This is a genomic window from Ruegeria sp. HKCCD3925, assembly GCF_057221175.1.
Map to the genome: position 1 here is coordinate 419,428 of NZ_JBWVBI010000002.1, position 23,011 is coordinate 442,438.

General features: G+C 53.6%; 11 protein-coding genes. 10 read left to right on the forward strand and 1 reads right to left on the reverse strand.

The features are described 5' to 3' along the window. Both AC2TEM_RS06755 and AC2TEM_RS06760 read left to right on the forward strand, forming a co-directional pair. Window positions 1-1,155, forward strand: coding sequence for an aminotransferase class I/II-fold pyridoxal phosphate-dependent enzyme (locus AC2TEM_RS06755; RefSeq protein ID WP_170422977.1), 1,155 nt, complete (start codon window positions 1-3; stop codon window positions 1,153-1,155). A 5-nt stretch (window positions 1,156-1,160) separates the two neighbouring features. Then, on the forward strand, window positions 1,161-2,678 hold the full coding sequence (locus AC2TEM_RS06760; RefSeq protein WP_170422979.1) for a hypothetical protein: 1,518 nt from the start codon (window positions 1,161-1,163) through the stop codon (window positions 2,676-2,678). 29 nt (window positions 2,679-2,707) lie between these two features. Here the strand turns inward: AC2TEM_RS06760 and AC2TEM_RS06765 are convergent, their stop codons facing one another. After that, window positions 2,708-3,664 (reverse strand): Gfo/Idh/MocA family oxidoreductase, encoded by a 957-nt coding sequence (locus AC2TEM_RS06765; RefSeq protein ID WP_170422981.1) that lies wholly within the window; start codon window positions 3,662-3,664, stop codon window positions 2,708-2,710. 690 nt (window positions 3,665-4,354) lie between these two features. Between AC2TEM_RS06765 and AC2TEM_RS06770 the strand changes: the two genes are divergently transcribed. The 8 genes from AC2TEM_RS06770 to AC2TEM_RS06805 all read left to right on the forward strand — a co-directional run bounded on the left by AC2TEM_RS06770 (window position 4,355) and on the right by AC2TEM_RS06805 (window position 22,925). Next, window positions 4,355-10,786: a type I polyketide synthase gene (locus tag AC2TEM_RS06770; protein WP_170422983.1), complete on the forward strand. Its 6,432-nt coding sequence runs from the start codon at window positions 4,355-4,357 to the stop codon at window positions 10,784-10,786. Beyond that, on the forward strand, window positions 10,783-11,799 hold the full coding sequence (locus tag AC2TEM_RS06775; RefSeq protein ID WP_170422985.1) for a glycosyltransferase family 2 protein: 1,017 nt from the start codon (window positions 10,783-10,785) through the stop codon (window positions 11,797-11,799). The genes AC2TEM_RS06770 and AC2TEM_RS06775 overlap by 4 nt, the downstream gene beginning before the upstream one ends. 22 nt (window positions 11,800-11,821) lie before the next feature. Further along, window positions 11,822-16,540: a MupA/Atu3671 family FMN-dependent luciferase-like monooxygenase gene (locus tag AC2TEM_RS06780; RefSeq protein ID WP_170422987.1), complete on the forward strand. Its 4,719-nt coding sequence runs from the start codon at window positions 11,822-11,824 to the stop codon at window positions 16,538-16,540. Between the two features lie 5 nt (window positions 16,541-16,545). Further along, complete coding sequence (locus AC2TEM_RS06785; protein WP_170422989.1) at window positions 16,546-17,220, forward strand: 4'-phosphopantetheinyl transferase superfamily protein; 675 nt, start codon at window positions 16,546-16,548, stop codon at window positions 17,218-17,220. Between the two features lie 123 nt (window positions 17,221-17,343). After that, a complete protein-coding gene (locus tag AC2TEM_RS06790) occupies window positions 17,344-18,729 on the forward strand; it encodes an MBOAT family protein (RefSeq protein WP_170422991.1) in 1,386 nt (461 codons plus the stop codon). A gap of 177 nt (window positions 18,730-18,906) precedes the next feature. Beyond that, on the forward strand, window positions 18,907-19,875 hold the full coding sequence (locus AC2TEM_RS06795) for an SGNH/GDSL hydrolase family protein (RefSeq protein WP_170803262.1): 969 nt from the start codon (window positions 18,907-18,909) through the stop codon (window positions 19,873-19,875). A 282-nt stretch (window positions 19,876-20,157) separates the two neighbouring features. Then, window positions 20,158-21,207, forward strand: a complete 1,050-nt coding sequence (locus AC2TEM_RS06800) for a glycosyltransferase (RefSeq protein WP_170422995.1) — start codon at window positions 20,158-20,160, stop codon at window positions 21,205-21,207. A 632-nt stretch (window positions 21,208-21,839) separates the two neighbouring features. Next, window positions 21,840-22,925 (forward strand): hypothetical protein, encoded by a 1,086-nt coding sequence (locus AC2TEM_RS06805; protein WP_170422997.1) that lies wholly within the window; start codon window positions 21,840-21,842, stop codon window positions 22,923-22,925. Window positions 22,926-23,011: the final 86 nt, after the last annotated feature.

Below are 23,011 nucleotides of genomic sequence, written 5' to 3' on the forward strand. Positions count from 1 at the left end.
ATGATCCCCCTGTGCATTCCGAATATTTCTGGCAACGAAGGCAAATATCTCGCCGAGTGCGTGTCCTCGACGTTCGTGTCATCCGTAGGCCCATTTGTGGACCAGTTCGAAGCGAGAACCAAAGAGGTAACCGGTGCAGCCTGGGCGGTCGCAACCTCGGCAGGCACGACGGCTTTGCACACCGCCTTGCATTCGTTGGGTGTAGGCCCCGGAGATCATGTGATCATTCCTTCACTGACATTTATTGCTACGGCAAACGCAGTCTCGCACTGCCATGCGGCGCCGATCATCATTGATGTCGACGAAGAACGTTGGGGTATGGATGCAAGCCTCTTGTCTGAGTTGTTGGCACGCGAATGTACCCGCGATGCGAGTGGAGTTTTGCGTTATTCTAAGACAGGTGGGGCAGTCAAAGCAGTCATGCCTGTTTTCGCAATGGGGCTGCCCGCAGATATGGATGCGATTGTTACTGTAGCTAAGTCTCATAAACTGCCTATCGTCGTCGATGCTGCCGCTGCTATTGGCGCCACTTACAAAGACCGACCTCTTGCGCAGATGGGTGCGGATCTGACGGCATTGTCCTTCAACGGAAATAAGCTGGTGACATCAGGAGGGGGAGGTGCGATCGTCTCGGGAAAAGACGTCGGTGGAGCGGAGATCAAACACCTGACGTCGACTGCGCGCGTCGGTGCCGCATATGATCACGACATCATCGGCTTCAATTACCGAATGACAAATGTACAAGCCGCAGTGGGTGTCGCCCAGCTTGAACGTCTTGATGAGTTTCTTCGAAACAAGGCCAAGATCGCCGCAACTTATGCCAGCCAATTTGAGGACTTGAATGGAGTTCTTTCGTTTCCCTCGCCCGATGACAGCAACGGTTCAAATTGGCTGTCGGGTATTTATCTTCCGGATGCGTCGCTTGCGTTAATGTCTCAGTTGCGAGAAGCGCTTTCGCACAATGGGATCGAAGGCAGGGCCTTCTGGAAGCCCATTCACATGCAAGCCCCTTATAAAAGCTGTCCGCATATGTTGAGCGGAAGATCAGAAGCCATCTGGGAACGTGTTCAACCATTGCCCTGCTCCACCCAACTCGAGGATCTTGAACAAGAACGCGTGATTGAAGTCGTGCGGTCTGTTCTGGGGCGGATCTAGTCTAAGTGCCACCAATATCTGATAAAAACCTTGAGCTTTTCATCAGCGCGATAGAGAAGATAGAAGACTTCGAAAAGCAAGGTGTAGTAACGCGCTGGCGCTATCGTGGCTTTCATGTCTGGCCAATCGTCAAGTATGTAATTGTGAAACAGATGGTTTTTGCGATGAACCGCAACTACTCATCTTCCGACCGGTACAAGCGATATCCGAATTTCGCCAAGCGCAACCGGCTCCGACCCGCTTATTCGAGGCTATTAAGTAGAAAGCCAGCCGATAGTCTTCGGTCCGTTGACACTCTGCCGATCGAACAGTTGAAGAACCACAAATACTGGTGTCTTGGTTCGGGATCAGGTTTTTATGATTTGGATGGTGAAAAGGCAAGCCAGCATCACCACGCGCTTCGCGTCGCGTTGATGGAAAATGGGCACCGGAGCATCGGGCTGTACTCAGGGTTCGATCCCGATACTATGCCAGCTCGCTCGGAATATGGACCTCATGCTTCGCTAGACCCGTTTATTAAGAATGTCGCGCTAATAGCGCGAGTACCGAAACTTTCGCACGCGTTTTTGTATAAGCACTTTAAATCCATAGAGTCGGTTGTCAGTCTGACCGGCCATGGTGGCACCGAACTGTGTGCTTTCGTCGACACAGTAATTGGGAGAGTTGATCACGCGGCAAACTGCTTTACTTACCTTTTCCGTTCCATGCGGCCGGATGCAATAATTACCAGCAATTATGCGTCGTTTTATGGTTGGGCACTGGCACACGTCTGTCGGCTATACGATATTCCGTACATTGACATCCAGCACGGCATCGAGGGACGTTTCAACGGGTCCTACTATTTCAAAAATACGCCAAAAATGGATTGGTCAACTTGTCCTACAGCGCATATGTGCTGGACTGAATCGGACGCCGAAAGCTTCATGAGGCAGAACGCCAAACGCCGTGCTGCGGTCGTTGGTCCGACATGGGAACAGTTTGCCAGGTTTTTGCCTGATCAATCTGACCGCAACCGCAGAACCCTTTCCGACTTTCAGTCGCGTAACGGGCCATTAGTGCTATTTGCAGCGCAACAAGCTGATGACATTTTGTTGGCCCAAAAATTGCACCAATCCGGCCTCAACATATTATTTCGTTGTCATCCTCTACGAAAAGACGAAACCGAAAAACTTGTGGATGCGACGCAACTAGCGGCGCTGGGATGCTCCTTGGCATTTGAGACACCGCTTCCGTCACTTCTTGATGCAGTTGACGGTGTTATAACGGGATACTCTGCCGTAATCCTCGAAGCATGCCTCAAAGGCGTGGCGGTGTTGGCAACCGGCAGTTATGCTAGCCTTCTGGAGGCAGACTACGCGCGTGAGCTCGACGGACTCCTCACCATCAAATCCGGCATAGCGGGTGATGAAAAGATTTACGCAGTACTAGAATGGGCACGACGAATAGAGCGTGAGAGATCTAGAAAAGTGCAGTCAAGGAAATCGTACTCGGACGCATTGGAAGCTCTGGGAATCACCCAATAGGAAAACGACCCTTCAAAAGTGTGGAGACACTAGTGGTCTCGCGACAGTATTTTGGCAAATACCTTCATGCGCGATACCTGATTGCGCATGCTGGGAAGTCGGTGACCATCATGGTAGATAAAGTTGGAAACCATATCAGGCAACCCGGGTTTTAGTCCTTCTGGATCCGCCGCAATCTCGATTGGATTCACTTGGAATGATTCCCGACATTGCTCTGTAAGCGTTTCAAGTGGCTTTAATCGCAGCCGCCTGTTGGCAGTAGCTATTTCGACATTCCAGTTTCCACCAGACCGCCAATCTGCAAAACAACTAAAGAGCGATTGATCTCCGACTAACCCGCAGCTAGCGAACCGTGATCCGTCCGGATGCCAGGGGATTTCACCTTGCCTTACTGCCCCGGAAATTAAGACCTCACCTAAATGCTCGGAGGCCTGACCGAGATAGAAGGCCATGTCAAAAACATGTGACGAATTTGCGTAAGGAAGATTCGCCAAAACCTCAGGTGGGTGCACACCCAAAGATTCGAGCCTGTCTGGTAGTTCTGTGAACTCGAAGTGGATCAATTGCGCACCGCCATCTTCATTGATGAGATCTAATGCATGCTGGGTTGATTTGAAGAATCTTCGGTTGTACGCAACGCGAATGCAGTCTTGCCTATCAAGCTCTGCCAAGGCTTGCATATCCTCAAGGTCTATGCCTCCGGGTTTCTCGACAAGGATTGACTTTATGCCCGCGTCAAGAAGTGAGGCGCAAACCGCAGACAATTGGTTCAAATTTACCGCCACAATTGCTGACGCGCCGCGCACATCCGTTTTCTTGAGCTGCTCTGTAAGCAGGCCTGTTCCGGCTATTATACCGGTTTCCGCTTCAAACCGTTTTGCAGAGTCAACACCTCGCCCCAAACAACGAAAGGAGATGCCCAGATATCTTAGAGTCTTGGCGTAGGCGATTGCCATGTTGCCTGCGCCAACTAGTACGATGTCCACAATACACCTCCGATTACTGAGTGTTCGTTTCACATCAGTCTCTTCAGATGAGGTCAACTACAATCTGAAGGCAAAGAGTGATAATGGTCTTACGGTCGGATTCGAATACCAATGATCAAGCTACAATTGGATGTCTAATCACGTATAATCCGCGATTTCGCGCGTCGCGATCGATGCAGACTTGTAACGTGCAAGATTTCCGTAACGGGGATCTAGAATTTCAAGGAGTATGCTTTCCCCAATACTTCGGTGGACTCGTTTCTTATGTTCATTTCATCGAACTAAGAATGGATACTTAATGGTACTTTCTGCTTCACAGCTACGTATTCGAAGATATGGAGTAGGAGAAACAAATTCCGGTGCCAATGCGTTCTGGCATCTGCGATGGTATCATCCTTTCGAGCCTATTTCGGGCCAAATGTCCTTAAATAAGTTAGCGAACTCTGGCGCATGATAACGATAGATATAAAACATACCGGTCCTTGGGATTTGAGCTTGTATCTGCGATAAAGCGCAACTCAATCCGGTCATATGGCGTTGGCTTCGGTTCCACAAAGATCGTTTACGTGCAATGAAAATCAAGACAAACTGGACATGGCGGCAGAAACCCGCATTCTGTGGTGTGGAATTTTTGCGTAATATTGTAGCCAGTAAGATTTAACATCGAGCTTAACTAGGGAACAGTTTTCTATGGCAGCCATTGCAACGGATATTGCAATTATAGGGTTAGGGGCACATCTGCCTGGCGCCGCCAGCCCCGAAATTTACTGGCAGAACCTTCGTAATGGAATTGAATCCATACGTAGTTATAGCCGAGAAGAGCTCATTGCGGCGGGTGAAGCGCCCCATTTATTGGAACGGCCTGACTACGTACCAGCTGCCGCGCCTCTTGATGGATTCGAAACATTCGATGCGGATTTCTTTGGATTGTCTCCAAAAGAGGCAGCGATAATGGATCCACAGCATCGCCAGTTTCTTGAGGTAGCCTGGGAAGCGATGGAGCATGCTGGCCATCCACCCAGCAAAGCCAAAGGACCCATTGGTGTCTACGCGGGCTGCGGCATGGGCAGCTACTTCTATTTCAACATCTGCTCCAACCACGATCTCGTCAATGATGTTGGCATGTTTTTGTTACGCCACACAGGCAACGACAAGGATTTCCTTGCCACGCGAGTAAGCCATATCTTCGACATGAAAGGCCCCAGCGTTAATGTGCAGACGGCTTGTTCGACCTCGCTGGTGGCTACGCATTACGCGGCTCAGGCATTGCTGACCGGTGAATGCGACATTGCCATCGCTGGCGGAGTGACCATCGAGTTACCGCAAAACCGCGGCTATATCTACAAACCGGGCGAGGTGCTCTCGCCGGATGGCCATTGTCACGCATTTGACCACCGCGCGGAAGGGACGGTTTTCGGGTCGGGTGCCGGTGCCGTCGTGTTGCGTCGCCTTGATGACGCGATCCGCGATGGCGATCACATCTGGGCGGTCCTGAAAGGCACCGCAATCAACAATGATGGGGCCGCCAAAGCAGGCTATCTCGCGCCGTCCGTAGATGGGCAGGCTGCCGCGATCTCGGAAGCGCATACAATGTCGGACGTGACCGCCGACACCATCGACTATGTCGAGTGTCACGGCACCGGGACCTATTTGGGTGACCCGATCGAAATTGCCGCCTTAACGCAGGCTTTTGCAGAAACCACCGAAAAGACAGGGTTCTGCAAATTGGGCTCGGTCAAGACCAATATCGGTCATCTCGACACAGCAGCGGGCGTGGCGAGTTTGATCAAGACCACGCTTGCTTTGCATCACCGTGAGATCCCTCCTTCTCTGGGCTATGAAAAACCCAACCCCGCTATCGATTTTGAGACCTCTCCTTTCAAGGTCAATGATACGCTGTCGAACTGGGTCAGCCACAAAGGCCCTCGACGCGCAGGTATCAATTCATTGGGCGTCGGTGGCACAAATGCCCACGCAGTACTGGAAGAAGCGCCTTTGCGTTCCGCCTCCGAGCCCTCGGACTGGCCCTTTCAACTATTAACCTTATCTGCACGGTCGAAAGCAGCACTCGAGGATAATGCGGCCAATCTTGCGGCGCATCTCACAGCCCGTCCCGAGCAAGATTTGGCGGATGTCGCATGGACCCTGCACGAAGGTCGCCACGATTTCGAACGGCGTCGCGTAGTAGTGGCCGAAACTCATGAGGAAGCTGCCGCACGGCTGCAGGAGAACGACCCCCGCCGTGTATTTAGCCACGTCGCTCTCGACCGCCCCGACACGGTATTCATGTTTCCAGGCGGTGGTGCGCAATATGCCGGAATGGCGCGCGATCTCTATGAAACAGAGCCTGTCTTTGCCGAATGGATGGATCGCGGCCTTGAGATTCTGGCGCCCAAGCTCGATTATGACATCCGTGCGCTTTGGCTGCCTGAAAGCGATGCAGAGGCCGACGCCGATGCTCAGCTACAGAAGCCATCGGTACAGCTTCCACTCATTATGATTTGCGAGGTTGCTCTTGCACATCTTTGGATGAGCTGGGGTGTGAAACCTGCCGCCCTTGTCGGCCACTCCATGGGCGAGAATACCGCAGCCTGTGTCGCTGGTGTCATGTCTTTTGAGGATTGTATCGGGCTGGTCCATCTGCGAGGCCGGCTGTTCGATACGGTTCCTGCTGGCGGGATGCTGTCCGTAACCCTTTCGGCAGAAGAACTCACTCCGATGCTGGGTGACGATTTGGATCTGGGCGCAGTGAACGCTCCTCAACTTTCTGTCGCCACCGGTCCGCAAGCTGCGCTTGATCAGCTTGAAGAAGAACTGAAGAAACGCGAAGTGGATTACCAGCGCATCCAGATCGATATTGCTGCGCATTCGCGTATGTTAGAGCCAATTCTGGAGGATTTTCGGGCTTATCTGAATTCCATTGAATTGAAGGCCCCACAGATACCTTTCACCTCGAACCGCTCCGGCGAGATGATCACCGACGCGCAGGCTACTAATCCGGACTACTGGGTGGACCATCTGCGCGGCACAGTCCATTTCGCCGACTGCATAGGTACACTGGCGAACAAAAACCGCATCTTCATCGAAGTGGGGCCTGGTAAGGCTATGGCCTCGCTTGCAGGTCAGCATCCAAAACTGGAAGCCAATCAGGTCATCAGCACGTTGCGCCATCCAGCGGATGAAACTGCAGACGACGCCTATTTTCTTGCCATGCTGGGCCGGATATGGGCCTTGGGTGGCAGCTTCGACTGGGATCAGTACTGGGGCGACGCGCAACGAATGCGCCTGCCCCTACCTACCTATGCATTCCAACGCAGCCCCTACTTCATCGAACCGGGCAAGGCTAAGGCAGAGGCCGATACCGATTGGCTGATGCGCGAAGATGTCCCGGAAAACTGGGGGTGGCGCCCAGCGTGGCGTCCGGCCTATGCCGCTTGCGACATGGATGTCACCGGCGATCTCGCCACCGACACACCCGAAACGTGGCTCGTGTTCGCGGATGAGGCGGGGTTGTGCGATGCCGTGACGGCGCGACTGCGCAAGGCCGGTCATATCGTACTGACGGTGCGCGCCGGCGATACCTTTGCCCGAGATGGGGACAGCGACTACATCCTGTCACCTGAACGCGGCAGAGACAGCTATGATGCATTGATCGCGGATCTCATATCGCGAGAAATTCTACCTACTCGGGTGCTTCATGGTTGGCTCACTACGACGCGTGAGAGTTACCGTCCCGGCTCGAGCTTTATTCACCGCAACTTGGAACAAGGTTTCTTCTGTCTGCTATTTCTTGCCCAAGCCATGGGTGACGAAGGCTGGAGCCATCCGATGCATCTCACCGTGTTGAGCTCAGGCGCAGCCCAGGTGGCCAGCGAAGTGCTTAGCTATCCTGAAAAGAGCACGTTGGCCGGGCCCGCACGCGTCATCCCACGCGAGTTTCCCAATATAACAGTAGCGACGCTTGATCTCGACGTGCCGCAAATTGCAGGCCGGGGCGCTCGCGCTCGTCCTGATTTATCCGGCTTTGTTGCACCCGTATTGGAAGAGGTGTTGGGACCACCAGTAAATCTGACCGCCGCGTTGCGCGGTACAAAGCGTTTTGAGATGGGCTACCGCGCGCAGGCCCTCGCCAAAACAGAAGATGCACAGCCCATGCTTCGAGAAGGCGGAGTATACCTCATCACCGGCGGATTTGGCGGAATTGGCCTCACGCTCGCTCGACGATTGATGGCGCAAACTGCAGCCCGTGTCGTGCTTCTTGCCCGAAGCCCCTTGCCTCCGCGCAAGGATTGGGATCGAGTTCTGGAAAACACTGCGCCAGACGATCCGTTGGCGCGCCGTATCAGCGCCGTTCGCGATCTGGAATCAGCTGGTGGCGAGATACTCTGTCTGGCAGGTGATGTTAGCAACATCGAGGATATGCGCACTGTACGAGCGAAGGCAGAAGAGCAGTTCGGCCCGGTAAACGGTTTGATCCACGCAGCCGGCGTTATCAAGGATGGGCTCATCCAGACCAAGAGTATGACCGAGGTGGAAGATGTCTTTTCGCCGAAACTGCATGGTCTAAAGGTTCTCGAAGAAGTCTTTCCAGATGGCGCACTCGACTGGATGGCCCTGTTTTCATCAAGTTCGACCGCAACAACCCCTGCTGGCCAGGTCGATTATGTTGCCGCCAACGAATACATAAATGCTTATGCCAAATCCCGCGCCGGAGGTCAGACCAAGATCATCGCTATCGGTTGGGGGATTTGGGCGGATACCGGTATGGCGGCAAAGGCGATGGCCCTGCGTACCGGTACGCGCGAGCCTGCGCCTGTCTTGCCTGCTGGTGTACCTCTGCTGGCGGAAAAGACTTTCGATGCCTCCGGCCACCGAATTTTCAATGCGAAATACAGTGTGGCCGAGCAATGGATTTTGGACGATCACCGCACATACGCCGGGGATGCCTTGCTGCCGGGCACGGGATATCTGGAACTGGCTGCTCAAGCGCTTGCCGCTCAGGGTGAGACTGCAGCGTTTGAGATCCGCGATCTCTATTTTCTGCGACCGCTAGCCGTAAGTGAGACCGAAACCCGCGATATAGCAGTGCAAATGCCACGCAGCAGTACCGGCTATGATCTGATTGTGGAAAGTGGTCCCGAGGATGCGCGTGAAAGGAACGCGCAAGCCAGTCTGGCTCTATTACCGATGGCCAGCCCAGCGCCTATTGATCCCGCTGAAATCGCCTCGCGCTGCGCCGCCCCGATTGAAGCAGGCACAGGCGGCTGGCTACCGGGCGCTCAAGAGGCGCATCTGCGCTTTGGACCGCGCTGGAGAGTGTTGCAAAAAACCGCCCTCGGAGATGGCGAAGGTTTAGCGGAACTTGCTCTGCCGATTGAGGCAAAAGAGGATGGCGCGGCCGGGTATAGGCTGCATCCCGGATTGATGGATTTGGCCACGGGTTGGGCAATGGCTCTGATAAAAGACTATCAACCCACCAACTTATGGGTGCCTGTCTCATATCAGTCTGTCCGCGTATTCCGCGCGCTACCTGAGCGAGTGGTCAGCTGGGTCCGAAATGCGGGGGACAACCACGCAGAAGGTGAAATCGCCAGTTTCGACATCACTATAGCCACACCCGAGGGTGAGGTCTGTGTAGAGATACACAATTTCTCGATCCGCCGGATGGAAAGCAGCGCAGGTTTTGCGGTGACCGAAACAGAAGCGGCACCTATTACCGTTGATGACACCGAACCACAACGCCAATTGTCACCTGCCGAAGAACGCCTGCGTCACAATATTTCACAAGGTATCCGCGCTGAAGAAGGGGGCGAGCTCTTCCTACGCGCGCTCGCATTGGACATACCACAGGTGATCGTCAGCTCACTGCCACTGCCCGATCTGATCGCGCAGGCTGAGCAGACTGAAGACACCGAAACCGAGAGCCAGACCTTCGAACGCCCGCAGTTGGACAGCGATTATGTCGAACCCGAAGGTGCGATCGAAACGACCCTTGCCGGTTTCTGGTCAGACCTTCTTGGGGTCGACCAGATCGGCGCAGAAGACAGTTTCTTCGATCTCGGTGGGCATTCATTGATTGCGGTGCGGCTCTTTGCGCAAATCCGCAAGACTTATGCAGTGGACTTCCCGATATCTGTCCTCTTCGAAGCACCCACCATTCGCAAGGTGGCAACCCTTATCGCTGAACGCGGTGTGGTCGCGGGCGGTACGGCAAGCGATGGGCCATCTGACGAAAATGCTTCACGGCTGGAACGGCGCTTTACTCATCTTGTTCCGATGCATGCCGACGAAAGCGGCCCTCGCACACCCTTCTTCTTGGTGGCCGGCATGTTCGGCAATGTGCTCAATCTGCGCCATCTAGCGCATATATTGGGGGCGGATCGGCCCTTCTACGGGCTACAAGCACGCGGACTCTACGGCGATGAAGAACCGCACCGATCCCTGCCGGATGCTGCCCGCGACTACATCGCGGAAATGCGGCAAGTACAGCCAAGCGGACCCTACATGGTTGGTGGATTTTCTGGCGGCGGCATTACCGCTTACGAGATTGCACAGCAACTTCGTGCCGCCGGTGAAGAAGTATCCGCGATCATTCTGCTTGATACACCGCTGCCTCAGCGACCGCACCTCACCCGCCGCGACCGGTACATGATCAATTGGCTCAACCTGCGCGAAGAAGGACTGCGCTATGTCACGACATGGGCCCGCAATCGCATTGAGTGGGAAATGAAAAAACGCCGGGGCGAACCTGTCGAAGACGAGGAGGCCGGGTCAAAGTTCCATGACGCTGCAATCGAAGCCGCGTTCCTCGAAAGTGTCGGCCAGTACAAAGTCGAACCGTGGGATGGACCGCTGACACTCTTCCGTCCACCACTTCTGGCGCGTTGGGAAGTGGCACCAGGGCGTCTCGTGGACAAGCACAAACATTACATGTTCCCTGACAATGACTGGACGCGCCATGTTCCGGGGCTTGAGGTCTTTGAAGTACCCGGAGATCACGACTCCATGGTCCTGGAGCCCAATGTCCGAGTGTTGGCTGACCGCATTCGGCGTGTATTGGAGGCCGCCGAAAAATCGAACCAATCTGGTCCGATAGCGCCGTATCTGGAGGCTGCAGAATGATCGCGCGTAACAGCCCGACAGTACTGACCATCATCTTGAACTATAAGACCGCTGAAATGACGCTGAAATCTATTGATGCGGCGCGGAGGGCGATGGAAGGCATTGCAGGAGGTATCGTCATTGTCGACAATCACAGCGAGGACGGATCTTATGAACAAATCTCGGCGCATGTAGCTCAAGAAGGTTGGGATGCAGACGGTCGAATACGAGTGATAGAGGCAGGCTGGAATGGTGGATTTGGCGCTGGTAACAACGTTGGCATCCGCGCCGGGCTGCCCGATGGGACCAAGCCCGACTACGTCTATATTCTGAATTCTGATGCGTTTCCCGCTGATGACGCGATTCAAGCGCTATTGGAGCATCTGGAAAAAAACTCTAAGGCGGGTTTTGCCGGCAGCTATATCCATGGTGAAACCGGCGAGACCCATCTTACAAGTTTCCGCTTCCCTTCCATCGTAAGCGAATTTGAAAGTTCCATTCGCATCGGACCCATCACCCGGCTGTTACGCAACCACCGTGTACCGATCGACACGCCCAAAGAAACAACGCCTGTAGATTGGCTGGCTGGCGCCAGCATGATGATGCGGCAGAGTGTTTTGGACGATATCGGTTTGTTCGACGAGACCTTCTTCCTTTATTTCGAAGAAACTGATCTTTGCCGTAGGGCCACCAAAGCGGGCCACCGGGTCGACTACGTGGTCGATAGCCGTGTTGCCCATATAGGCTCTGCATCCACCGGGATGAAACGTTGGAATCGGATTCCGTCATACTGGTATGACAGCCGTTGGCACTACTTCTCCAAAAATCATGGGCGCGCCTATGCCGCCTTTGCAACGCTGACGCATGTGCTGTGCGGCGGGCTGCATTCACTTCGCTGTTTTTTGCTGCGTCGGGATCGTCACATGAAGCCTGGCTTTCTAACCACTATGTTAGTCCACGATCTGCAAGCACTTGTGCGGCGACCCACCACCTCGAACCTACAGGACGACCGAGATACAGTTTCCCAGTCCTGATTCATACCAAAGCGGATATTCCATGTCTCATTTCAGTTCGGTCATTATGGGCAATGAAAGCCTCGTCATTCAATGCGGGGAGATTCTCCTGGAGGGCAATCATAGCATTCGCGCTGTCGTTACTCGAAATGAGGATGTGCGCCATTGGGCAACGGAACATATGCTTCCCGTGATCGCACCGGGGCCGGACCTCGCAGACTGTCTGAACACTCAATTGACCGGGGAACGTTTCGACTGGCTGCTTTCAATTGCCAACTTGGACATAATACCCAAGGCCGTGCTGCAGACGCCTGACAGGGGGGCTGTGAATTTCCACGACGGGCCTTTGCCAGAGTACGCCGGACTCAACGTTCCGGTTTGGGCCGCTTTAGCCGGTGAAACTGAACACGGGATCAGCTGGCACCTGATCGAAGGCGGAGTGGACGAAGGCGATGTAATAGCTAGCGCCCGCTTTGAAATTACCAATCGTGACACGGCTTTGACGCTCAATACAAAATGCTATGCCGCCGCCATTGATAGCTTTCCCACGGTAGTGGCTGAGTTGGCAAGGCCAGAACCCAATCGGCAAAAGCAAGATCTGTCAAAACGCGGCTATTTCGCTCGGGATGACCGACCACAAGCAGGCGCGCGACTTGATTTCACGCGCCCCGCCGCTGAGCTTGAGCGGCTAATCCGCGCGCTGGATCACGGGGATTACTGGAACCCGCTCTGCATTCCGAAATTCGAGGTCGGCGGACAGGTTTGGTTGGTACGCGCAGCACATATCGCCACCGGCGCATCAGGTGCAGCCCCCGGCGCCGTCCTTGCTGCAGATGCCGATATGCTTTCGGTTGCCACTGGAGAAGGTGATTTGGTTCTAACGCGGATTACTGATAGCTACGGCAAACATGTTTTGCCGCAGGATATCACTCGCGTTGGGGCAATCCTGCCCAGCCCGACATCGCAGGCCAGGCAAGAGCTCGACGCAGCATTGGCACCGCTTGCCGCCAACGATCACGTTTGGCGAAGTAAACTTGAGGCGATCACACCCTCCAATCTTCCATTGATCACAGCAGCGCAAGGGGCACATCAGCCCATCGCACGAGCCATTGCCGTTCCCGATGAGCTGGACACGGCCAGCGTCCACGCAGCCTTCGCCTTAATGGGCACGCGGCTTTCAGATAATGCGAGCATCGATCTCGCCCTGCATGTACCCGCGCCGCAAGACCCGGGTGCTTCCTACATCGCCGATTGGCGGCCCGTGCAGATTGCGCAAAGTGACAGCTTTGCCACAATGACCAACGCCCTGAAAGACGCCTGTGCCGAAGCACTGGATAATGGCCCCTTCGTCGTTGACCTCATCGCGCGTCTGCCGGGAGGGGATCTGCCTGCCATGCCTGAACTGGGTCTGTCCGACGATCCAGAAGCAGGGCTGGTGCCCAATACCGTGCTAACCCTTGCGATAGACGCAGGGGGCAGTGCGACACTTTTCGGGGATAAATCCCGGATCGGTGATGCCGTACTCGACCTCTATGCAGCTCGCCTTTCACATCTTCTGACACATCTGCACGACAGCGATTCCGCTTCAGCTCTTCCGATCCTGCCAGAAGGTGAACGCGAGAAGCTTGTCTCCGAGTGGAACAGGACCGCAACCACCTATGACCCAGAACTTTGCGTGCATCAGGCGTTTGAGACACAGGTTGCGCGTAACCCAGACGCCGAAGCGCTCGCTTTCGAAGGCCGTAGTCTGAGCTACGGCGAACTCGACGCAGCTTCAAATCGAATGGCGCACAGGCTGATCGCTTTGGGTGTGACACCCGGTACCATTGTCGGGCTACATCTGCCGCGCTCTGCAGAACTAGTAATCTCGGCGCTGGCCATCATGAAGGCAGGTGGTGCATATTTGCCCATCGACCCGACCTACCCATCCGAACGCACGGCACTGTGCATTGAAGACAGTCGGGCCGCAGTCATTGTCACCGATACTGAGAATGCCGCCGCATTGCCGCCGGGCAATGCCCGGATTCTTGATATCGCCAGCGATATAAGTTCAGAGCCAGACACGGCACCCAACACAGGTGTAAGCGGAGCTGATCTGGCTTACGTAATTTATACATCCGGATCGACCGGGCGTCCCAAGGGCGTGATGGTCGAGCATAGAAATGTAATTAATTTCTTTGCGGGCATGGATGAACGGATCGAACATGGCGAAGGCAATGTCTGGTTTGCTGTCACCTCACTCAGCTTCGATATTTCCGTTCTGGAATTGTTTTGGACGTTGGCCCGTGGTTTCAAGCTTGTCCTGTCTGGTGACGAAAGCCGCGCTCAGGTCGCAGGTGACGTACCAACGGGCAAGCCTGTCGGCGGCATGGAGTTCAGCCTTTACTACTGGGGAAATGACGACGGTGTTGGCCGGGACAAATACCGCTCGCTGTTGGAGGGGGCAAAGTTTGCCGATCAAAACGGGTTCTGCGCCGTTTGGACACCCGAACGTCATTTCCATGCATTTGGTGGCCCCTACCCCAACCCGTCGGTAACTGGAGCGGCAGTCGCAGGATGTACCCAAAACATCGGCGTCCGCGCAGGATCTTGCGTAGCACCGCTACACCACACCGCCCGCATCGCCGAGGAATGGGCGGTGATCGACAATTTGACGAACGGGCGCGCGGGTCTGGCCATTGCCAGCGGTTGGCAGCCCGATGATTTTGTGCTGAGGCCCGAAAACACTCCGCCGGAGAACAAGCCCGCCATGTTCCGCCAGATCGCCGATCTGCGTAAGCTCTGGGCAGGTGAGCCCGTGGAGTTTCCGCGCAAAGATGGCGAAATGCATGCCGTCGTCACTCAGCCGCGCCCTATCTCGCCATCCCCTGATCTGTGGGTCACTACGGCTGGCAATCCCGAAACATGGCGAGAGGCGGGACGCAACGGCTGCCATGTACTAACCCATCTTCTGGGTCAGTCGATCGACGAGGTGGCAGACAAGATTAAGCTTTATCACGCAGCACTGCGAGAGGCGGGTCACGATCCGTCGCGCTTTAAAGTAACGCTGATGTTGCACAGCTTCCTTGCCCAAAGCCGCGATGAGGCCCGCGAAATCGCTCGCGAACCGATGAAGGATTACCTGCGCTCGGCCGCTGGGCTCATCAAGCAATATGCCTGGGCCTTTCCTGCCTTCAAGAAACCTGAAGGTGTCGATAACGCCTTCCAGCTCGATCTGGGAAGCCTCACTGAGGAGGAACTGGAAGGCATACTTGATTTTGCCTTTGAGCGTTATTTCAACGATAGCGGCCTTTTCGGCACGATCGAAGATGCGATGGAGCGTGTCACGCAAGTCAAGGCCATCGGTGTTACCGAGATCGCTTGCCTGATCGACTATGGCATTGCCGTAGACACGATCTTGCAAGGACTGAAACCGCTGGCAGAAGTGGTGCGTCGCACCAATGAAAGCACTGATCTCGCCTCTGATGACTATTCAATTGCAGCGCAAATCGCCCGGCATAACGTCACTCATCTGCAATGCACGCCCTCGATGGCAAGGATGCTGGTGATGAATGACGAGGCAGGTGCTGCACTTCACACGGTCAAACATTTGATGGTTGGCGGTGAAGCACTGCCTGGGGCGTTGGTGGGCGATCTGGCAAAGCTCACGAAGGCCCGGGTTCAAAACATGTACGGGCCGACTGAGACCACAATTTGGTCCACGTCTCACGTCGCGCAACCAGGCGAGGGGTTGGTTAGTATCGGCACGCCCATTGCCAACACGCAAGTCTACATTTTGGACGAAGATATGGCCCTGCAGCCTATTGGCAAGGCGGGCGAACTTCATATCGGCGGCGCAGGGGTTACGCGTGGATATTGGGACCGCCCCGAGCTGACAGCCGAGCGCTTTGTTCCCGATCCTTTTGGAGACCAAGCTGGCGCGCGCCTGTATCGCACGGGTGATTTGGCACGCTGGCGGATGGACGGTACGCTCGAATTCATCGGCCGTACGGATTTTCAGGTAAAACTACGCGGCTATCGGATTGAACTGGGCGAGATCGAATCCGCCATCGACCAGCTTGAGGGAATTCGCCAGTCCGTTGTTGTGGTCCGTGAGGATCAGCCAGGTCTGCAGCAGCTTGTCGCGTACTTGCTGGCGGATTCCGAAGTGGAAGAGATCGCACTTAAAACCGCACTCGCCGAACACCTGCCCGCACATATGATCCCGACGCGATTTGTGCAGCTTGAGACCTTCCCGCTTACACCGAACAAGAAAGTGGACCGCAAGGCGCTGCCTGCGCCTGTCCGCACATTAGTCCCGAAAACGCCTGGCCTGACAAAGCCTCCCGAAACCAACGTGCAAGATGACGAGAGGTCTGCGGCAATCAATCTCGAAGAAATCACAGCCAATCTTGCGAAGATTTGGACCGAGACACTCGGGGTCGGCGATGTATCACCGCGGGACAATTTCTTCGATCTGGGCGGTCACTCCTTGTTGGCGGTACAAGCACATCGGGAGATCCGAACCAGACTTGCGGTGCCTAAACTGTCGATAACCGATATCTTCCGGTTCCCGGTGCTGAGCGATCTCGCAACGTCAGTGCACGATAAACTAGGTGGTACAACCGCTTCGATGCCAGTTTCCAGCGCAGCGAACACGGAACCGCCCCCGGCAAATTCGGACCGTACACAAGCTGATCCAATCACAACAAGTGCGAGGGCCGATGCAATGGCTCGTCGAAAAGAGATGCGCATGCGGCGCACACAAAAGGCCGACCGATGACCGAAATGAGTGCGATCACAGAATATTTGCGCAGGATGGTCAGCGACAAGATCGGGATTGGTGTGTGTGATCCACTTTGTCCAGATCGACCATTGTGGCCAGAAGAAGAGGTCGCTGCGATGCGCATGACTAGGAAACGCAGAAATGAGTTTGCTGCTGGTCGCGCGTCAGCACGCTCAGCTATGGCGGACATAGGTCTGCCACAGACTGCCATACCCATGGGGCCAGATCGCGCACCCATATGGCCGTTTGGACTAAAAGGGTCAATTTCACACTGTGACCGAGCTGCTGTCGCATTGGTTTCGCACGGTGATCAGATCCAGTCTCTCGGGGTCGATATTGAAGAGGATCATCCACTTGACCGATCGATTTGGGACACGGTTCTAACTACTGAGGAACAAGTTGGTTTGGCTGCCTATCCGAAAAGCGTCCGAGGTATTTTTGCAAAGCAGATGTTCTCCGCCAAAGAGGCGGTCTTCAAGGCGCAATATCCTATAACAAAGAAGTTTCTTTCTTTTCGGGACGTCACATTAACGAAAAACAGACAGGGTTTTTTCGCAATGGCTAACGAACCCAATATCCAGCTTAACCCTCAGCAAGTCTTATGTGAAGTCATAGAAAATCTTATAATCTCGATCGCCAGCTGCCACAACGGACAGAGCCTTTCGTCAGCAGCCTAATTTTAAACTTGCACCGAGAAAGGCATTGATGGTGCTCAGCGTGACGCCAAATCCACTCAATAATCTTAAGCCCGCGCCTGTGCCACTTAGCGATCGGCACTATTTTACGTAAAGGCCTACGACTTGCTGTTTAACTCTACAGTTTTCTTGTTTTTTTTGTTTGCGGTCGTGACGCTGCACTATTCGCTGCCCTTGAACTGGCGTCGTTATTTTCTGTTGGTGGCAAGTTATGTCTTCTACTGGTACTGGGATGTTGAACTTTCGCTGCTTCTAGTGGCTTCAACTGCGGTCGACTATATGTGTGCCCGCACTATCTCTCGCGCACCACCGGGAGATATCCGTCGCAAACTCGCGCTTTGGATGTCACTCGTATTTAACCTTGGTTTGCTGGGGATCTTCAAATACGCGAATTTTTTCTCAACCACTATCTCCGAAATAACCGGCGTTACGCCATGGCCGGCATTGGATCTCATCTTACCACTCGGGATCAGTTTTTACACATTTCAAACAATGAGTTACACGATTGATGTTTATCGCGGAAAGATACGCGCGTTTGAAGATCCAATCGACGTTGCACTCTATGTTTCGTTTTTTCCACAGCTTGTTGCCGGGCCGATTGTGCGCGCAGACGTGTTGGTGCCACAGATCCACAAAGCGCACAAATTAGACCCTGTTTTGTTGAGAGCTGGTATCGCCTTGATGGTCTGGGGATTGTGCAAAAAGGTGTTCTTGGCAGACTCGATGGCTCCTATCGTCAACGAAGCTTATGGCAACGTTGATGTCATGTCCGGGCTGGCCTTACTCAGCGCAACCTACGCCTTTGCCGCACAGATATACTTCGACTTCTCCGGCTATACAGATATCGCAATCGGTTGCGCGCTAATGTTGGGCGTCAAGTTGCCAAAAAACTTTAACTCACCTTATCTCTCATTATCGATGGGTGAATTCTGGCGGCGCTGGCACATCTCACTGTCCACTTGGTTGCGAGACTATCTTTATATCTCACTCGGTGGAAGCAAACGGGGCGCAGTGCGCACTTACCTCAATCTGATGATTACAATGACACTAGGTGGCCTATGGCATGGTGCCGGATTGAATTGGCTAGCTTGGGGTATTTTTCATGGTGCCATTCTATCGTTAGAGCGTATGTTTGGTTTAGCCCATAAACGTGCAAGAACCTTGCCAATCAGGCTGTTGCAGTGGTTTATTACTTTTCATCTGGTCTGCTTCTCCTGGATACTCTTCCGCGCCACAGACATTGAACAGGCCAAAGCTATCATTCATCGGATCGCCGTATGGGCGCCGGGGTATGAGTTCTCGTTGGGATGGCCCGTCGCAATACTGCTTGTCTTGTTCGTGGTAGAGTTATTGGGACTGCGTAGTGTCTGGGTTGCTCGTTTCAGAGCATACCCGCGTCTGGCATTCATTGCTGCATTGGCGACCTGCCTCATTTTCCCGATGATATACGCCGGTGCATCCAACGTTGAATTCATCTATTTCCAATTCTAAGGTCTGATTATGTCGTTTCGCCCTGAATATTCTGCTGGCTCGGGAGCAAAGCTGAGCGGGCCTCGCGAATTAGGCCAGGCTATTCAAAAATTCTTACGGGCACAGGCGGGATTTTTATTCTGCCTGATAGCGCTAATTGTAGGGCTAGAAGCAGGGCTACGTTTGCTTCGCCCACAGATGGCAGACCAAATCTATGATGCCCGGAATACTGGAGGGCATCCTGTAGTATTCTCTGACACCGGTTGGCGCCTCCCTGCAGATGGTGACCAGGCTGAAGCGCCGCTTATCCTGGGATTGGGAGATTCAACTACGTTCGGTACAGGCGTCGCCGCAGAAGAAACCTGGCCGCTGCGGCTAACCACCTATCTCAATGATGGAACCACTGTTGCAAATGCAGGCCAACGAGGTGGAGATTTACGACAGATCGGTGCCGGATTGGAGACCCTTTGGACCTCACCGCCACCTCAGACAGTCATACTATTGGTCACTAGCAACATGATCAGCTTCACAGAATTTCGTAATGGAAAGCCGATGGTAAACGTTTCACATGTGGTCGAAGCGACACGGCGTCGGGCGGCTCGACCGCAGACTCTTGTGGATAAGCTCTCTGCAACCATTCGCGGAAGCGCGCTCTGGAAGGTTTTGAATGGCAGCGTTGAAAGTTTGAAATATGCATTAGGTCTCCTAACCCATCATGCAAACCCAAATGACCCTCTAAGCCCATTGTTGGCATATGGCTGGCAACAACCGGATCTGCCTTGGGGTTATTCGCAGCGTATGTGGGAAAACTTCGAGTTAGAGCTAGCCAGGTTGAACCAGTTGGCGCGCCGTAATGATATTTGCGTCATTGTCGGATTCCTACCTTCGCGCTTTATGCTAAGTGAGCGTTTGGCCGACAATGTTAAATTCGTTCCTAAATCACGACTAAGCGTTGATGCCCCAAAACGTTTGGGCGGGATTGCGGCCGATCTTAACCTGCCCTTTCTCGATTTGACCGAGGTTCTGCGTGAAGCTCGAAGCAATCATCCACCATACCGTAATCCTTTCTATATTCCGTACGATTACACTCATCTTGATGCTGCAGGGCACGATCTGGTAGCGCGCAGCTTTGCAGATATGCTAAACACGGGCGAACAATGCGCATGACAATTAAAGCATTGTGTTCCGACAAATATTCAAGCTTCAACAGCCACTCAAAGTTGTGTCCAAAGGTCTTTTACCGCCCTGGGTTTCCCAATTGAATATCGTATCAATCCAGAATGTTATCTAGCCAGTACACTCAACGCCAAACCGAAATTGACAAAGCCAGCCCGCACTGCAAAGACGTCTAAGACAAGTTGCAGTCAGGCGTTTAAGCCAGCGCGTCGCTAGCAATGCAAGCCATGTTGGCCAAGAACAAGTTATCCGAACAGAAGGTCAGGATACACAATGCCGAGATACTTTTTTGTCCAACCTGATGTCACAAGACCAGTTGGTGGAAACAACGTGTCGTTGCAATTGATAAGCCATTTGTGCGAGGCAGGATATGAGGCGGCTGCGCTCCATGCCGCCAGCGACTACACTTACCCATTTTTTGAAAACTCGCAGCCCCCTTACTACTATCCTCCGCTATCGAAGGTCAGCTATCAGTTTTTAGGTCGCAAAGCTCGCTTTAAAGCGCATTTGTTAGATTTAATTACTCGGCGCGAAACCGGACCAAACCCGCTGCTGACATTGCGTCCCGACGATGTCTTCATGATCCCTGAGTTTTTGTACCCCGAATACAGCGCTCTTTTTCCGGACAATAAGAAGGTACTATTTGTGCAGGATGTTTTTGGGTTCTGTTTTGCGCTGCAACGTGATCTGAATACCGGTGCCAAGGCGCTTGATGATTTTGAAACGACTATTACCACCTCGGTCGCGGCGCAGTCTGCAGTCACTCAATTCACTGGCCTTGACAGCCTTTTGGTTTCTCAGTCAGTTGCTCGACCCAGGTTGGACCCAACAACAAGGAAGAAGCGCCAAATCGCCTACATGCCTCGTAAGCGGCCCAAAGAGATTGCGACACTTTTAGGGTGTCTGCAGGGGAATCCTGCATTGGAAGGTTGGTCCTTTCGAAAGATTGAGAATGCCTCACCGGAAGAGCTGGATGCGATATTCAATGAGAGTTTGATCTTCCTTTCTTTCTCCTATCGAGAAGGTTTCGGTTTACCGCCTGCTGAAGCGATGACTGCCGGTTGCATTGTGGTTGGATACACAGGTGTAGGCGGCGAAGAGTATTTTCAACATGACACGGGATTTCCGATTCTGGACGGCGACATCGCAGCGTTCGCAAGGACCATGGTAGAAGTGGTCACAGAATACGATCGTGACCCTACCCGCCTGGATCAACTCCGCGCCCATACTGCCAGCGCGATCACTGACCGATATAACCCAGAAACCATGCGCAGTACTTTGCTGTCAGCTTGGGAGCAGATCGACAAGAGGATTTCCATTTGACGTTCAACTCTAGAGATATTTTGCAAGCTTCAAGTAATAAAGATGGGAATTGACCTGTAATTTAGACCCACGCTATTAGACTGGCGCCCGAATAGCGCTCAAATCGGAGCCTGTCCGACGGATCACGTTGACACTTAAACGATATGCCTTGGCCACGCTCAAAAACGAACCCAGACGAAGTGTGATAAATTTAACTCGTGGACATCAAAATCCGTGCCAAACATCTCATGAATTTAAACCCAAAGGATGCTGGTCTCAGGAAATATAATTTTGGATTGCATTCAGAATGCCATATCGTAATGCATGCATTGTCATCAGCCAGGTAGATCGGCTCAGATCATGAAGCACCGGCGAGGATCTATGCGGCAGGACTGCGAATTCTGTCAGACTGCCCTTTTCACAAGCCGTAAAAAATATCTACCATTCGGGAGCCTGAACTCAGTGATGAATGCCCTTTTTTTGCTACTGACCCCGCTCGCACCACACCGGATACCTCCGCTCAAACAAACTGGTCTGAGAGCCGACCGGTTCGGCGTTGGATGTAGACGGCAAGTGTAGCTATCGATAGACAACTTCCACAGGGTCAAACCGAAAACGAGGGCCCGAGGCAACCCAGGCAACAGGAAGAAACTATGAAGCGCTGTGCAATTGTACAATTTGAACCGCGCCATGAAGAAGTCATCCCCAGCTTGGTGGCCGCCTGTAATGCCAACGGGTACCGGCCACGAATCTTTCTGCATCGCCGGATCTTAAAGCTGCGCGGAGATATCATGTCCTTGGTGCCGGGATTGGAATTTGATGTTGAGTATGTGCCTTTGAGCACACCGGATTACCGGGCTGCGGATGCACCAAAACATATCAAGTCTACTTTGGCTGCAATTGAAGCGGCCGAACATGACTTCGTCCTGATGGCCTCTTTGAGTCGTCCAAAAGCGGCAAGCTGGGCGCATGGAGTGAAGAAGCCATTGATCATGGTCCTGCATAATCTGGATCAGTTCAGCCAGATGGCACCCCTGCGCGAGACGCTTCAGATGCCAAATACGCGCTACATCAGCCTGAGTGCACATGTCACGGCTGAATGGATCAGCCGGGTGGGCAAAGCCCATATGGACAGGATCGCGACGTTGGAGCCGTTTTATTGGATCGATGATCCGGAACCAAAGTTGGTCCAGCCGCGTCAGGTCGTGATCCCCGGCAACGTTAACATGCGGACACGTGATTACCCTGGCTTGCTGGATCTTCTTGGCAATCGACCGGACGCCTTTCAGAATCTGCATTTCATCCTACCGTCAGGAGGCGGAGATCGCGCCAAGGTTGAAAGTGAGATCCAGGACCGAAAGCTTGACGCGCGTTTTACGTGCGTGCCTTTGGACGACAGCGGGCAGGTGGGGCATGCCGCGTATTTTAACGCACTGGCGGGCGCTCAGGTGATACATCCGCTCATGCCATTTGACTATGAACAATATCAACGGATCAAGATCACATCTGCCCTGTCCTCTTCGGGTGGATTCTGTGTGCCGATCGTCATGGACCGCTGGTCAGAGGCCTGTTACCGACCACCAATGCTGATTGCTGACAATGGGTTGGAGGCAAGCCTGACCCGCATTTCAGAGGCGAGTGATGCAGAACTCAGCGATCTTCAGGTAGCACTGAAGTCTTACCGCCGATCTGCACTTGCAAACGGAGCTGTCGGGCTAAGACGGCTAATTGAACAATAAGTGCATCTATCCGGTTCACTCTCAGCCTTTTAGATCCACCTACCACCGAGTTGGAAATCGCCCAAGTTGGCAACATGATGCCGCGC

Excerpts from the sequence above, each read along its gene's own strand:
- AC2TEM_RS06795 (WP_170803262.1), top strand. The coding sequence starts at position 18,907 with ATGGCAGACCAAATCTATGATGCCCGGAATACTGGAGGGCATCCTGTA.
- AC2TEM_RS06775 (WP_170422985.1), top strand. The coding sequence starts at position 10,783 with ATGATCGCGCGTAACAGCCCGACAGTACTGACCATCATCTTGAACTAT.
- AC2TEM_RS06805 (WP_170422997.1), top strand. The coding sequence starts at position 21,840 with ATGAAGCGCTGTGCAATTGTACAATTTGAACCGCGCCATGAAGAAGTC.
- AC2TEM_RS06800 (WP_170422995.1), top strand. The coding sequence starts at position 20,158 with ATGCCGAGATACTTTTTTGTCCAACCTGATGTCACAAGACCAGTTGGT.
- AC2TEM_RS06755 (WP_170422977.1), top strand. The coding sequence starts at position 1 with ATGATCCCCCTGTGCATTCCGAATATTTCTGGCAACGAAGGCAAATAT.
- AC2TEM_RS06780 (WP_170422987.1), top strand. The coding sequence starts at position 11,822 with ATGTCTCATTTCAGTTCGGTCATTATGGGCAATGAAAGCCTCGTCATT.
- AC2TEM_RS06770 (WP_170422983.1), top strand. The coding sequence starts at position 4,355 with ATGGCAGCCATTGCAACGGATATTGCAATTATAGGGTTAGGGGCACAT.
- AC2TEM_RS06785 (WP_170422989.1), top strand. The coding sequence starts at position 16,546 with ATGAGTGCGATCACAGAATATTTGCGCAGGATGGTCAGCGACAAGATC.